At 68.1% G+C, this 12,552-nt stretch carries 14 protein-coding genes; 1 reads left to right on the forward strand and 13 read right to left on the reverse strand.

What is annotated here, in order from left to right; all coding sequences use genetic code 11:
• Positions 1-2: 2 nt before the first annotated feature.
• The 6 genes from ACSHSS_RS04285 to ACSHSS_RS04310 form a co-directional block, all read right to left on the reverse strand.
• Positions 3-968 carry an ABC transporter permease subunit gene (locus ACSHSS_RS04285; RefSeq protein WP_261512164.1) on the reverse strand — a complete coding sequence of 322 codons (966 nt, stop codon included), beginning with the start codon at positions 966-968 and terminating at the stop codon, positions 3-5.
• Positions 968-1,765 (reverse strand): taurine ABC transporter ATP-binding protein, encoded by a 798-nt coding sequence (locus ACSHSS_RS04290; protein WP_261512160.1) that lies wholly within the window; start codon positions 1,763-1,765, stop codon positions 968-970. Before ACSHSS_RS04290 ends, ACSHSS_RS04285 begins: the two co-directional genes overlap by 1 nt.
• A 31-nt stretch (positions 1,766-1,796) precedes the next feature.
• Positions 1,797-2,813 carry a taurine ABC transporter substrate-binding protein gene (gene tauA / locus ACSHSS_RS04295; protein WP_261512159.1) on the reverse strand — a complete coding sequence of 339 codons (1,017 nt, stop codon included), beginning with the start codon at positions 2,811-2,813 and terminating at the stop codon, positions 1,797-1,799.
• 255 nt (positions 2,814-3,068) lie between these two features.
• Positions 3,069-4,061 (reverse strand): lipoyl synthase, encoded by a 993-nt coding sequence (gene lipA, locus ACSHSS_RS04300; RefSeq protein ID WP_006407064.1) that lies wholly within the window; start codon positions 4,059-4,061, stop codon positions 3,069-3,071.
• Positions 4,054-4,800: a lipoyl(octanoyl) transferase LipB gene (lipB, locus tag ACSHSS_RS04305; protein ID WP_212160106.1), complete on the reverse strand. Its 747-nt coding sequence runs from the start codon at positions 4,798-4,800 to the stop codon at positions 4,054-4,056. Before lipB ends, lipA begins: the two co-directional genes overlap by 8 nt.
• An 84-nt stretch (positions 4,801-4,884) precedes the next feature.
• Entirely contained in the window at positions 4,885-5,211 is a 327-nt protein-coding gene (locus ACSHSS_RS04310) for a DUF2917 domain-containing protein (protein WP_012212640.1), read from the reverse strand.
• A 102-nt stretch (positions 5,212-5,313) separates the two neighbouring features.
• On the opposite strand from ACSHSS_RS04310, the gene ACSHSS_RS04315 reads away from it, so the two are divergent.
• Complete coding sequence (locus ACSHSS_RS04315) at positions 5,314-6,360, forward strand: transcriptional regulator GcvA (RefSeq protein ID WP_445544612.1); 1,047 nt, start codon at positions 5,314-5,316, stop codon at positions 6,358-6,360.
• On the opposite strand, the gene ACSHSS_RS04320 is transcribed toward ACSHSS_RS04315, so the two are convergent.
• The 7 genes from ACSHSS_RS04320 to ACSHSS_RS04350 form a co-directional block, all read right to left on the reverse strand.
• Positions 6,344-6,652: an HP0495 family protein gene (locus tag ACSHSS_RS04320; protein ID WP_006398148.1), complete on the reverse strand. Its 309-nt coding sequence runs from the start codon at positions 6,650-6,652 to the stop codon at positions 6,344-6,346. The two genes, ACSHSS_RS04315 and ACSHSS_RS04320, sit on opposite strands and share 17 nt — an antisense overlap.
• The gene (locus tag ACSHSS_RS04325) at positions 6,652-7,578 is read right to left on the reverse strand and encodes a D-amino acid aminotransferase (protein WP_212160108.1); all 927 of its coding nucleotides are present in this window, start codon (positions 7,576-7,578) and stop codon (positions 6,652-6,654) included. The genes ACSHSS_RS04320 and ACSHSS_RS04325 overlap by 1 nt, the downstream gene beginning before the upstream one ends.
• A 49-nt stretch (positions 7,579-7,627) precedes the next feature.
• A complete protein-coding gene (locus ACSHSS_RS04330) occupies positions 7,628-8,944 on the reverse strand; it encodes a D-alanyl-D-alanine carboxypeptidase family protein (RefSeq protein WP_006407069.1) in 1,317 nt (438 codons plus the stop codon).
• 609 nt (positions 8,945-9,553) lie between these two features.
• A complete protein-coding gene (locus ACSHSS_RS04335; protein WP_060042244.1) occupies positions 9,554-10,198 on the reverse strand; it encodes an alpha/beta hydrolase in 645 nt (214 codons plus the stop codon).
• Between the two features lie 13 nt (positions 10,199-10,211).
• On the reverse strand, positions 10,212-10,529 hold the full coding sequence (locus ACSHSS_RS04340; RefSeq protein WP_006407072.1) for a (2Fe-2S) ferredoxin domain-containing protein: 318 nt from the start codon (positions 10,527-10,529) through the stop codon (positions 10,212-10,214).
• Between the two features lie 191 nt (positions 10,530-10,720).
• The gene (locus ACSHSS_RS04345; RefSeq protein ID WP_212160112.1) at positions 10,721-11,872 is read right to left on the reverse strand and encodes a VanZ family protein; all 1,152 of its coding nucleotides are present in this window, start codon (positions 11,870-11,872) and stop codon (positions 10,721-10,723) included.
• A gap of 19 nt (positions 11,873-11,891) precedes the next feature.
• Positions 11,892-12,530, reverse strand: a complete 639-nt coding sequence (locus ACSHSS_RS04350) for an ABC-type transport auxiliary lipoprotein family protein (RefSeq protein WP_404995736.1) — start codon at positions 12,528-12,530, stop codon at positions 11,892-11,894.
• Positions 12,531-12,552 lie beyond the last annotated feature (22 nt).

The raw sequence follows: 12,552 nt of genomic DNA on the forward strand, positions 1-12,552 counted from the left end.
GCTTACGCCCGCCCCTTCCACGGCACCACGCGCCGCTCCATCCAGCGCATCGCGAGATCGAACAGCCACGCGATCGCACCGATGATCAGGATGCCCATCACGACGATGTCGGTGCGCAGAAAACTCGACGCGTTCAATACCATCTGCCCGAGCCCGGCCGTCGCCGCGACCATCTCGGCCGCGACGAGCGTCGTCCAGCCGAAGCCGATCGCGATCCGCAGCCCCGTCAGAATCTCGGGCAGCGCGGCCGGCAGCACGACGTGGCGCACGATCTGCGCGAAACTGCCGCCGAGCGAATACGCGGCATTGATCTGCTCGACGGTCGCCGCTCGCACGCCGGCGCGGGCCGCCATCGCGATCGGCGCGAAGCAGGCGAGAAAGATCACGACGAGCTTCGCGGTCTCGTCGATGCCGAACCAGATCACGACGAGCGGCAGATACGCGAGCGGCGGCAGCGGCCGGTAGAACTCGAGCAGCGGATCGAGCACGCCGCGCGCGATGCGGCTCACGCCCATCAGGATGCCGGCCGGCACGCCGATCGCGGTCGCGAGCAAGAACGCCCCGAATACGCGCGCGGCGCTCCATAGCAGATGCTCGGACAGCGGCAGCCCGCCCTGGATGCGACCGTGCCATGCGTCGACGAACGCAGTCCATACGGCTTCGGGCGCAGGCAGGAACAACGGCGGCAGCCACTGCCGATGCGTCGCGACCCACCAGAGCACGGCGAGCGCCGCGACCGTCGCCGCGCTGAGCACGGCCGTGTTGCCGTGCCCCGGCAGCCGATAGCGGTGCGACGTGCGCGCGGTGCGCGATACGCGGCGCGACGGCGCCGCGCCCGCGTGTCGGTCGAGTCTCGCAGCCGCGCGATCGGCCGCCCAGGAATCGTGAGTGCTCATGCTGTCCTGCCTGTCCAAGATGCCGATTCGGCCGCGGCCGACGGCGGTGCCGTGCCGTGCGAGCTCGCCCATCACGCGACCTCGCCGAGCGTTTCGTCGCGATGCAGATAGGCGATCAGGCGCTCGCGCCATGCGATGAATTCCGGCGACGACTTCACCGCGCGCGCATCGCGCGATTCGACATAGCGGCGCGCGAACGGCAGCTCGAAGGTTTCCGCGATCCGGCCGGGGCCGGGCGTCATCACGACGAGGCGCGTCGCGAGGAACAGCGCCTCCTCGACGTCGTGCGTGATGAAGAACACCGTCTTGCCGGTGCACGCCCACACGTCGAGCACGAGCGCCTGCATCGTGCCGCGCGTCAGTGCATCGAGCGCGCCCATCGGCTCGTCCATCAGCAGCACGCGCGGATCGCTCGCGAGCGCACGCGCGATGCCGACGCGCTGCTGCATCCCGCCCGACAGCTCGTAGACACGCGCATGCGCGTGATGCTCGAGCCCGACGAGCGCGAGCATGTCGCGCGCACGCGCTTCGCGCTCGGCCTTCGGCACGCGTGCGAAGCGCAGCCCGAGCGCAACGTTGCCGAGCACGTCGAGCCACGGCAGCAGCGCGTATTTCTGGAACACGACGCCGCGATCGGCGCCGGGCCCCTCGATCGGCACGCCGTCGACGCGCACCTCGCCCGTCGTCGGCGCGACGAAGCCGGCCATGCAGTTCAGCAGCGTCGTCTTCCCGCACCCGGACGCGCCGAGCGCGACGACGAATTCGCCGGATTCGATGCGCAGGTCGACGTGCGCGAGCGCCTGCGTCGATGCGCGCCCGCGCTCGCCCGGATAGGCGACCGACAGCTGACGGACTTCGAGTGTGCTCATGATGTCGACGGCTCCGCGATCGGCGCCGCGCTCAGCGCGCGGCCTTCTGCACGAACTGCGGATCGACGCCGACCGAATAGTCGGACAGCACCGTCTGGATCGTGCCTTGCGATTTCAGGAATGCGGCCGTGGCCGCGAGCGATTTCGCGGCGCCCGACTGCGCGCCGCCGCCGAGCCACGTCGACGATGCCTGTTCGGCCGGCGTCGGGAATGCGTACAGCGCGAGGCTGGCGGGCACGTCCTGCGCATTCGCGCCCGACACCTTCGCGACGGCCGCGACCTGCGGCGAGCCGACCTTCCATGCGGCCGTGTGCGCGCGGTAGTCGGCATCGGCCGCGGCGAGCACCTTGACGAAGCGCGTGACGAACTCCGGGTTCTCACGCGCGAACTTGCGGTTCACGACGAAGCCGTCGAAGGTCGCCTTGCCGCTTTCCTTCGCGACCCGGCCCGACGTCGTCAGCACCGTGCCCGACTGCTTGACCTTCGCGAGCACCGGATCCCAGATGTAGGTCGCGTCGATGTCGCCGCGCGTCCATGCGGCCGCGACTTCGGGCGGACGCAGGTTGACGATCTTCACGTCGTTCGGATTGACGCCCGCGGCCTGCAGCGCGACGAGCGTGTGGAAGTGCGACGTCGACACGAACGGCACGCCGATTTTCTTGCCCTTGAGCGCCGCGATACTCGTTACGCCCGAGCCGTTGCGCGCGACGAGCGCCTCCGCGTCGTTGATGTTGTCGAGCACCCAGATCAGCGAAATGTCGAGCCCCTGCGACAGGCCGGCCGCGATCGGGCTCGACCCTGCTTCGCCGAGCTGCACCGAGCCCGACGCGAGCGCACGGATCACGTCGGCGCCGCTGTCGAGCTTGCGGAACGTGACCTTGTAGCCGGTCGCCTTTTCGACTTCACCGCTCGCCTGCGCATAGCGCCACGGCACGACCATGTCCTGATACGCGATCACGACTTCGCGCGATTCGGCGTGTGCCGCGCCGAGCGCGGCGAAGGCGGTCAGCGCGACGACGGCGCGGCGGACGAAGCTGAAACGGGACATGCGGCTCTCCTTCGGAATGCGGGTGTTGCGGCGGAGAGCCGACTATAGGAGGTTTGCGCGCAGTGGGAGCGAACTTATCCTGCGAAGCTATCGACGGCGCTTCAGCTTTGCTTTTCACGCTGAATTGGATCGCGCGTCCGGTCGAATGGCGATTGTCGTGCGAATACGCGCTTGGCGGCCGCACCAATGAAAAAGCCCGCATCGCTGCGGGCTTTTCGGTTGCACGACTTCATGCAGAACAGGCAGCGCGGACGCTCAAACCACCCCCGCCCCATGCGCCTGCAGATCGGCGTGATAGCTCGAGCGCACCATCGCGCCGACGGCCGCGTGCGTGAAGCCCATCTTGTACGCCTCTTCCTCGTACATCTTGAACGTATCGGGATGCACGTACGCCCGCACCGGCAGGTGGTGCTCGGACGGCTGCAGATACTGGCCGATCGTCAGCATGTCGACGTCGTGCGCGCGCAGATCGCGCATGACCTGCAGGATTTCCTCTTCGGTCTCGCCGAGGCCGACCATCAGCCCCGACTTCGTCGCGACGTCCGGATGCAGCGCCTTGAAGTCCTTCAGCAGCTTCAGCGAGTGCGCATAGTCCGAACCGGGGCGCGCTTCCTTGTACAGGCGCGGCACCGTTTCGAGGTTGTGGTTCATCACGTCGGGCGGCGCCGCGTTCAGGATCGACAGCGCGCGGTCGAGGCGGCCGCGGAAGTCCGGCGTCAGGATTTCGATGCGCGTTTCCGGCGACTGCTCGCGCACTTCGCGGATGCACTCGACGAAGTGGGCCGCGCCGCCGTCGCGCAGGTCGTCGCGGTCGACGCTCGTGATCACCACGTACTTCAGCTTCAACGCGGCGATCGTGCGCGCGAGGTTCTTCGGTTCGTCGGCGTCAAGCGGATCGGGACGGCCGTGGCCGACGTCGCAGAACGGGCAGCGGCGCGTGCACTTGTCGCCCATGATCATGAACGTCGCGGTGCCCTTGCCGAAGCATTCGCCGATGTTCGGGCAGCTCGCTTCCTCGCACACGGTGTGCAGGTTGTGCTCGCGCAGGATCGTCTTGATCTCGTTGAAGCGCGAGCTGCCGGTGGCCGCCTTCACGCGGATCCACTCGGGCTTCTTCAGCTTCTCGATCGGCACGACCTTGATCGGAATGCGCGCCGTCTTCGCCTGCGCCTTCTGCTTGGCGGTCGGGTCGTACGCAGGGGTCGCGGCCGAATCGGCCGGTGCGGGAGAAGCGGTAACGTCAGTCATTCGAATGTTCCAGTGCGTGCGGCGTGTCGGCGGCCGCGGATTCGCCGTCGAGGTTGGCGATCAGACGCCGCACCAGCGTGCGGGCCACGTCGTTCCAGTCGGCGGCAACCTCGAGGCTCGCCATGTCGACGGTTTCCAGTCCGGCATAGCCGCACGGATTGATCGCGAGAAACGGGCGCAGATCCATCTTCACGTTCAGGCTCAGCCCGTGATAGCTGCAGCCGTTGCGGATCTTCAGGCCGAGGGCGGCGATCTTCGCGCCCTCGTGCACGCCGGATGCCACGTAGATCCCCGGCGCGCCCGCCTTGCGGACCGAAGCGAGATTATACGCCGCGAGGGTTTCGATCACGGCCTCCTCGATCTTCGTCACCAAGGTGCGCACCATCAGCTTGCGGCGGCGCAAGTCGAGCAGCAGGTAGGCGACGATCTGGCCGGGGCCGTGATAGGTGATTTGCCCGCCGCGGTCGACCTTCACGAGCGGAATGCCGCCGTCGGCCACCAGCAGATGGGCCGGATCGCCGGCCTGGCCGAGCGTGTAGACGGGCGGATGTTCGACGATCCAGATCTCGTCGACGGTGTCGGCCGTGCGCGCGTCGGTGAATGCGCGCATCGCGTCGAAGCTCGTCTCGTACGGCTCGACGCCGCGCCAGCGCACGACGACCGGCGGGACCGCGAGGGCGGCGGACGATTCGGGAGCGGCGACGGGCGTGGACACAATGGCAACCGGCGAGACGGACATGGGCGGTAGTTTACCGAAAACCCATGGGTCTCGCCGGCCGCGGAAAGGGACGGATCGCGGCGATCCGTCCGACGAAAGCGCGCGTCAGACGGTTCGCCAGCCGTCGTGAAACAGCGCGCTCACGCGTTCGCGCAGCCGTGCGAGTCCGCCGAGCGCGACGTCCTTCGCGGGCCGCGACACCGAGAACGCGACGCACGCGCTCTGCCCGCCTTCCGCACTGAGCCACAGCCGCTCGCCGCGACGCAGCCGCAGCGTCTCGCCGTCGACGAGGAAGTAGTCGTCGACATCGTTGCTGCGCGTCGCCCACACCGGCCCGCACTGGACCGTCAGCCGCGTGCTGCGCTGCACCTTCATCGGCACCGTTTCGCCGGGGGGAATCTCGAACGTGACGCTTGTGGAAATTTCTTGCATGATCGACTCCGCCAAAAAACGCTTCGATGGCTACAATCGTAGTCATTGCGACACGTCCGACCAAACGACCAATTTTCACGTCGATGTGAGGAAAATTAGCAAATGGACCTGCGCCAGCTGCCCGCGCTGAACGCGATTCGCGCGTTCGAAGCCGCTGCCCGGCACGAGAATTTCTCGCGCGCCGCCGACGAACTGTTCGTCACGCACGGCGCGGTCAGCCATCAGGTGCGCGCGCTCGAAGACGAACTCGGCGTGAAGCTGTTCACGCGCAACGGCAAGCGGCTGTGCCTGACCGACGCCGGGATGCGCTACGCGCAGCAGGTCCGCACCGCGCTGATGATGCTCGCCGACGCGACGCGCCAGGTGCGCGCGAGCGACCGCGATCGCCGGCTCGTCGTGTCGATGCTGTCGTCGTTCGCCGCGCGCTTCGTCACGCCGCGGATCGGCACGTTCATCGAACGCCATCCGGAAATCGACGTCGAGCTGCAGTCGACGAATGCGCTGACCGACTTCGCGCGCGACGACGTCGATCTCGCGATCCGCTTCGGCTTCGGCAGTTATCCGGGGCTGTATGTCGAGCCGCTGCTCGACGAGGCGTTCTTTCCGGCGTGCGCGCCGACGCTGAACGGCGGCAAGCTGCCGCAGACGCCCGCCGATCTCGTCCATTACAACCTGCTGCGCTCGGACGACGAGCTGTGGCGCCCGTGGTTCGACGCGGCGGGCCTCGATACGCTGACGGAACCGAAGCGCGGCATTCTCTATCAGGACTCGTCGAATCTGCTGCAGGCCGCGATCGAGGGTCAGGGCATCGCGCTCGTGCGCCGCTCGCTCGCGCTGCACGATCTGCTCGACGGCCGGCTCGTGCGGCTGTTCGACATCGACGGGCCGAGCCCGTGGCATTACTTCTTCGTGTGCCCGCCGCCGCTGCTCGGCACGCCGCGCGTGCAGGCATTCAGGACGTGGATTCTTCAGGAAGTCGCGCAGTTCAAGCTGCTCTGCGACGAACTCGATGCGCGGCGTGCGGCCGGCAAGTGTCCGCAGGAGTGTGCGCGAGAAGGGGGATGGAAGGGGATTGCCGCCCGTTCCGCCGGCACCGGCGGAACGGAGGACGAAACGCACGCGGCAACGACCGTTACAGCACGACCTTGACCATCGGATGGCCGGTCAGCGCGCGGTAGATGTTATCGAGCTGTTCCTGGCTCGTCGCGCGCACCGTGACGGTCAGCCCCGTATAGTTGCCGCCGCTCGACGCGCGCTCCTCGATCTTCTCGAGGTCGATCTCGTTGTCGTGAACGCTCACGACCTTGAAGATCGTGTCCTTGAACTCGGGGTGCGCCTTGCCCATGATCTTGATCGGGAAGTCGCACGGGAACTCCAGCAGCGACTCCTTCGGCGTTTCGATCGCGCCGGTCACCTCGACGGTTTTGGTCGGTTCGCTCATCACTTCCTCCGGGAAAGGTCAAACTGTTCAAACTCGCGCGCTTTCGCGCGCTGGTACGCGTCGTACAACGCCGCGAATACCGGGCCCGGCTTGCCGCCCTGTACGGGCAGATCGTCGAGCGACGTCACCGGCAGCACTTCCTTCGTCGCCGATGTAATCAGGATTTCGTCCGCCGCGCGCAGTTCGCTTTCGCTGATCTCGCGCGCGATGAAGCGGATGCCGCATTCGTCGGCGAGCTCCTCGAGCAGCGCATAGCGGATCCCTTCGAGGATCTTGTTGCTGCGCGGCGGCGCATACAGCTCGCCGTTCTTCACGACCCAGACGTTCGACGACGATCCTTCGGTCAGATTGCCGTCGCGCAGCTGCACCGTTTCGAACGCGTCGCGCTCGGCCGCATGCTGCGCCATCAGCACGTTGCCGAGCAGCGACGTCGACTTGATGTCGCAATGCAGCCAGCGCCGATCTTCGGCCGTCACGCAGCGCACACCCTTCGCGCGCTCCTCCGCGGACGGCAGCCGCAGCGGGCTCGTCATCGCGAATACGGTCGGCACCGCGTTGGCCGGAAACGCATGGCCGCGCTTCGCGACGCCGCGCGTGACCTGCAGGTACACGAGCGCGTGGCTCTCGCCGAGCGCCTGCGCATTCGCGTCGACGACGCGCTCGATCAGCGCGCGCCAGCCGGCCGCATCGTGCGGATTGTCGATGCCGATCTTCTTCAGGCTGCGCTCGAGCCGCTCCAGATGCTGTGCGATCCGGAACGGCACGTGCGCGCCGTCGTGCGCATAGACGGGGACGACTTCATACACGCCGTCGCCGAAGATGAATCCGCGATCGAGCACCGGCACGCGCGCTTGCGACAGCGGCACCATTTCTTCTTGAGACGCTACGCTCAGATAGACGATCGGTTCGAATTCGGTTGGGCTCATGGCTATACCAGATGGGGATGAAGTCGTCGAAAGAAAGACCCGCCGCGCGTTACTTCTTCTTGCTGAACATCAGCAGGATCGAGTCCCAGATACGGCCGAAGATACCCGCTTCCGGCACGGCCTGCAGCGCGACGACCGGGAATTCGGACAGCGTCTTGCCGTCGGCGACGACCTTCACGGTGCCGACCTGCTGCCCTTGCGCGAGCGGCGCGATCAGCGGCGCGTTGACGTCGACTTCCGGCTTGACCTTGTCGCCGAGGCCGCGCGGCACGGTCACCCACTGGTCGCTCGCGACGCCGACCTGCACGGTGTTCTCCTTGCCCTTGTAGAGGCGCGGCGTCGAGATCGCCTGGCCGCCCTTGAACAGGCGCACCGCGTCGAACGCGCTATAGCCGTAGTTCAGCATCTTCATGCTGTCCTGCGTGCGGTCGCTCTCCTTCGGCTCGCCCATCATCACGGCGACCAGACGGCGCTGCGCGTCCGAAGCGCCCGGAATCGGCCGCTTCGCCGACGAGATCAGGCAGAAGCCGGCCGCCTGCGTGTGGCCGGTCTTCAGGCCGTCGACGGTCGGATCGAGCCACAGCAGACGGTTGCGGTTGCCCTGGCGGATGTTGTTGTACTTGAATTCCTTCTCCGAGAAGATGCCGTAGTACTGCGGAAAATCGCGGATCAGGTGCGCGGACAGCTTCGCGAGGTCGCCGGCCGTCGTGTAGTGGTTCGGGTCGGGCATGCCGTTCACGTCGGCGAAGTGCGTGCCCTTCATGCCGAGGCGCTGCGCCTCGTCGTTCATCATCGTGACGAACTGCGCTTCGCTGCCGCCGACCAGTTCGGCCAGCGCGATCGCCGCGTCGTTGCCCGACTGGATGATCATCCCGTATACGAGGTCGTGCACGGACACCGGCTTGTTCGCCTCGATGAACATCCGCGACTCGTCGCGGCCGACACGGCGCACGGCCTCGCTCGGCGTGACGATCTGCTCCATCGAGATCTTCTTCTTGTCGAGCGCCTCGAACACGAGGTACGCGGTCATCAGCTTCGTCAGCGACGCCGGCTCCACACGCTCGTCCGCATTGCCCGATGCGAGCACCGTGTTGCTCGTCGCGTCGACGAGCACCCACGAGCGCGCGTTCACGCCCGGCGGCGGCACTGCGCCCGGCATGAAGGTCGCCGGTGCGCCGGTCGACTGCTCGGCGGCGGCCGGCGCCGCATGCGCGGCCTTGGCCTTGGCGGCCGGCTTCGCCTCGGCGACGACGATCGTCGACGCGAGCGCGACGGGCAGCATCACGCCGAGCGCGACGTTGCGCGCGGCGGTGCCGAAGGCGATGGAAGAAGCGAGGGACTTGAGGCCTTGGGAAGACAGACGCATGATCGATTCAGGCTGATGGCAGAAAGTGCGGCGCGAAACGCGCACGGTTGAACGGCAAGGCGGCAGGCGTTTCGGGCACTCGCCCGACACCTCGGACGACGCGAAACGCGCCGGTTGGACTCGTGCGGACGCGTTCGGTTCGCGGCCGTCGCGAGCGGACGGACAGGCAGCGAAACGAGCGCCGCATGCGCCCGACCGGGCCGCGGGCGACGCGAAATGCGGCCATTATACGTGGCCGCGAAACGCGTTTTCGCGAAGCGGAGGATGAAAGGTCGTGCATGCGGTCGGCGGGCATCGTGCGGCCGCGTTGCGCGACAACTCGGCGGAGATGCCGTTTGCAGCGCGACTCGACCGACCCGCGAGTAAGCCGCCGTGAATGCGCTTACAGGTTTTTATAGGCGCATCCGAGCGGCCGGAAGCTTGTCCCATCAGGACCGCGGCAGCGGAAGATAGAGCATGACGGACGGCACGACAGAGAGGGAGCGGCGATCGAAAAAGGAACGAAATCGCCGCCTCGGGCACGTCGCTTCGCTCGGCTGCCGTGCCTTCGAGCGCGACACGATGTCGCTCGAAGCACGGCGCGCTTTCGAATGCAGGCCGCTATACCGTCTACCGCCACGCATCGATGACGATGCGCTTCAGCACATGCAGCTTGCGATGGAAGAAATGCTCGGCGCCCGGGATCACGACCACCGGCAGCTCCTGCGGGCGCGCCCAGTCGTACACGGACGCGATCGGCACCGTGTCGTCGAGTTCGCCGTGAATGACGAGCGTGTTCTCCGGCACGTCGGCCACTTGCCAGCGGCTCGCGGCCGTGCCGACGAACACCATCCGCTCGATCGCCTCGCCCGCGTCGCGCAGCCGCTTCGCCACATGCGACAGCACAAAGGTGCCGAACGAAAAGCCCGCGAGCACGAGCGGCAGATCCGCATACGCGGGCTGCGCGCGCATGTGCGCGACCACCGCAAGCAGATCGTCGGCCTCGCCGATGCCGTTGTCGTGCACGCCTTCGGTCGCGCCGACGCCGCGGAAGTTCGACCGGTAGACCACATAGTCGAGCTGCACGAGCGTGCGCGCGAGCGTCTGCGCGACCTTGTTGTCCATCGTGCCGCCGAACAGCGGATGCGGGTGCGCGACGAGCGCGATCCCGCGCGGTGCGGCGCTGCCTTCGCGCACCGCGTCGGGCATGTCGACCGCGATTTCGATCTGCCCGATCGGGCCGGCGATCAGCGATTTCTGCGTATGTACGTTCATGACGCCGGCCCGCTCAGATCTTCAGGCGCTCGACGATCTTGCCGTCGCGCAGATGCGATTCGACGATCTCGTCGATGTCGGCCTTGTCGACGTACGTGTACCACGTGCCTTCCGGATACACGACCATCACGGGCCCTTCCTCGCAGCGGTCGAGGCAGCCGGCCTTGTTGATGCGGACCTTGCCGGCGCCGGCGAGGCCCAGTTCCTTCACGCGCTTTTTCGCGTATTCCTGCATCGTCTGCGCGTCGCATTGCGCGCAGCTCGGGCGGTCGGCGCCGGGCTCGCGCTGATTCAGGCAGAAGAAGACGTGGTGCTGGTAGTAGGAATCCATGGTGATGACGACGAGCGGCCCGGCGATGCCGGACGGATGGTGGGCGGAACGCCGTTTGCGCGGCGCTCGGACGGTGCGGACGATTATAACGAGCGGCGCGCGCCGCTGCCTGCACCGCTGTCCGCCCGACTGCCCGCGCACCGCCCGTCACCGGCGAAGGCTGCCCGCCCCGCTGCCCGCCCCGCCGCCCGTCACCGGCGCGCGAAGGCCGGCAGCCACGCTCGCTCGACGCGCTGGCCGAGCCAGATCAGCGCCGCGTACGGCCAGATCCACGCGAGCCAGCGCGCGAGGCTGTTGAAGTGCACGTAGCGCCCCTGCCGCCAGCCGGACAGCGTGAAATCGAAGAACGGATTGACGGGCAGCAGGTTGACGAGCGCGATGCCTGCGAGCAGCGCAACGGCCGCGAGCGCCGCGCGCCACGTCGCCGGCACGCGCAGCGCGACGAGCGCCGCCGCGAAGCCGAGTTCGATGCCGAGCCGCGCGCCGGGCGTCGCCCAGACGACGACGAGCCCCGTCGCCGACTGCATGAACGTCGCGGCCGCCTTCAGCACGAGCGCCGCGCCGAGGAAGGCAGCCAGCAGCCGGATCCGCGGCGCCTGCGCCCGCATCGCGAGCGATGCGACGGCGAGTGCGGCGAACAGCATCAGCCCGCCGATCACGGCCTCCCACGCGGAATCGGACAGCCAGCCGTCGACGCGCTCCGGCCATTCGCCGACGTGCCACGCGGCGGGCAGCCACGCGAGCAGCGCGTCCTGCATCGATGCATCCGCACGCGCCCACAGCGCGGCCGGCCAGTCGCCGATACCGAACAGGAACGGCGACGGAAACAGGATCGCGAACGGCCACACCGCGGCGAGCAGCAGCGGCGTCGCGCCGTCGGCCTCGAACCACGCGGTGCGCAGCCGCCGCAACGCGCCGCGGTCGAGCAGCGCGCCCGTGGCCGGCGCGACGAGCGCCGCGCCGAGCAGCGCGCCGAGCGCATTGGCGCCGAGATCGAGATTCGACGCGACACGCGTCGGCAGATAGGTTTGCAGCGCTTCCATCGCGCCCGACAGCAGCACGCCGAGCACGCCCGCGATCAGCGTCGCGACGATGCCGCGATGCCGCGGATGCAGCGCGAGCACCGCGAGTGCGCCGAACGGCATGTAGCCGAGCACGTTGGTGACCACGTCGAAGGCGGTCACATAGCGCTGCATCGGCGCGAACAGATAGTCGAACGGACCGATGCCGAACGACACCCAGCCTTCGAACGGATACAGCGACGCGTAGACGACGAGCGCCGCATACGCGGCAAACGCCTGCCGCGCGAGCGACGACGCGCGATGCGTGCCGGGCGCGTTCATCGCCGCCGCGCGTCGCACGTCATGGCGTGCCTGCGTAGGCCTGCACGCCGACCCATGCGGCGATCTGCGACACGAGTTCGTCGCTCGCCGCGGCGAGCGCACGCGCGCCGCCCGCCGCATCGGGCGTGCTCGACGGCGCGCGCGCGACGAACGTGCGCTGGCCGAGCACCTTGCCGTCCTGCATCAGCGTCGCGCGCGCGGTGACGGCGCCGTGGCTCTGCGACTGTCCGTCGAACACCTGCTCGAACTCGCTCAGGTCGACCTTCAGCGTCGGCGCACGCACGCCGTCCGAGCCCTCGAGCACCGCGCCGCGCGCGGACAGCGCGCCGCGCAGCCGCTGCGTGAGCAGTTGCGCGGGCGGCGCGATCCAGCGGCTGTCGCGATAGACGGCCATGCGCTGCGCATCCGCGTAGGCAAGGCGATAGACGAACTTGTCGGAGTCGAACGCTTCGGGCGCCGACACGTCGAGCACCTTCAGCGCGGGACCGCTGCCGACCGAGCCGACCGGCGTGGCCGGCCCGAGGTCGTAGCGGATGTTCGACAGCGCCGCGCGGTCGGCCGCGCAGCCGGCGGCGAGCACGAGCGTCAGCACCGCGAGCGCGGTCGCGGCCGGGCGCAGCGCGCGATCAAGGAGTCGGGACATGGCGTATTCCTGCATCAATCGAATGGTCGGTTGCAAA

The organism is Burkholderia sp. BC1 (assembly GCF_052683555.1).

Bases quoted from the DNA above. Each gene is read 5' to 3' on its own strand.
- ACSHSS_RS04285 (WP_261512164.1), bottom strand. From the start codon at position 968: ATGGGCGAGCTCGCACGGCACGGCACCGCCGTCGGCCGCGGCCGAATC.
- ACSHSS_RS04290 (WP_261512160.1), bottom strand. From the start codon at position 1,765: ATGAGCACACTCGAAGTCCGTCAGCTGTCGGTCGCCTATCCGGGCGAG.
- tauA (WP_261512159.1), bottom strand. From the start codon at position 2,813: ATGTCCCGTTTCAGCTTCGTCCGCCGCGCCGTCGTCGCGCTGACCGCC.
- lipA (WP_006407064.1), bottom strand. From the start codon at position 4,061: ATGACTGACGTTACCGCTTCTCCCGCACCGGCCGATTCGGCCGCGACC.
- lipB (WP_212160106.1), bottom strand. From the start codon at position 4,800: ATGTCCGTCTCGCCGGTTGCCATTGTGTCCACGCCCGTCGCCGCTCCC.
- ACSHSS_RS04310 (WP_012212640.1), bottom strand. From the start codon at position 5,211: ATGCAAGAAATTTCCACAAGCGTCACGTTCGAGATTCCCCCCGGCGAA.
- ACSHSS_RS04315 (WP_445544612.1), top strand. From the start codon at position 5,314: ATGGACCTGCGCCAGCTGCCCGCGCTGAACGCGATTCGCGCGTTCGAA.
- ACSHSS_RS04320 (WP_006398148.1), bottom strand. From the start codon at position 6,652: ATGAGCGAACCGACCAAAACCGTCGAGGTGACCGGCGCGATCGAAACG.
- ACSHSS_RS04325 (WP_212160108.1), bottom strand. From the start codon at position 7,578: ATGAGCCCAACCGAATTCGAACCGATCGTCTATCTGAGCGTAGCGTCT.
- ACSHSS_RS04330 (WP_006407069.1), bottom strand. From the start codon at position 8,944: ATGCGTCTGTCTTCCCAAGGCCTCAAGTCCCTCGCTTCTTCCATCGCC.
- ACSHSS_RS04335 (WP_060042244.1), bottom strand. From the start codon at position 10,198: ATGAACGTACATACGCAGAAATCGCTGATCGCCGGCCCGATCGGGCAG.
- ACSHSS_RS04340 (WP_006407072.1), bottom strand. From the start codon at position 10,529: ATGGATTCCTACTACCAGCACCACGTCTTCTTCTGCCTGAATCAGCGC.
- ACSHSS_RS04345 (WP_212160112.1), bottom strand. From the start codon at position 11,872: ATGAACGCGCCCGGCACGCATCGCGCGTCGTCGCTCGCGCGGCAGGCG.
- ACSHSS_RS04350 (WP_404995736.1), bottom strand. From the start codon at position 12,530: ATGCAGGAATACGCCATGTCCCGACTCCTTGATCGCGCGCTGCGCCCG.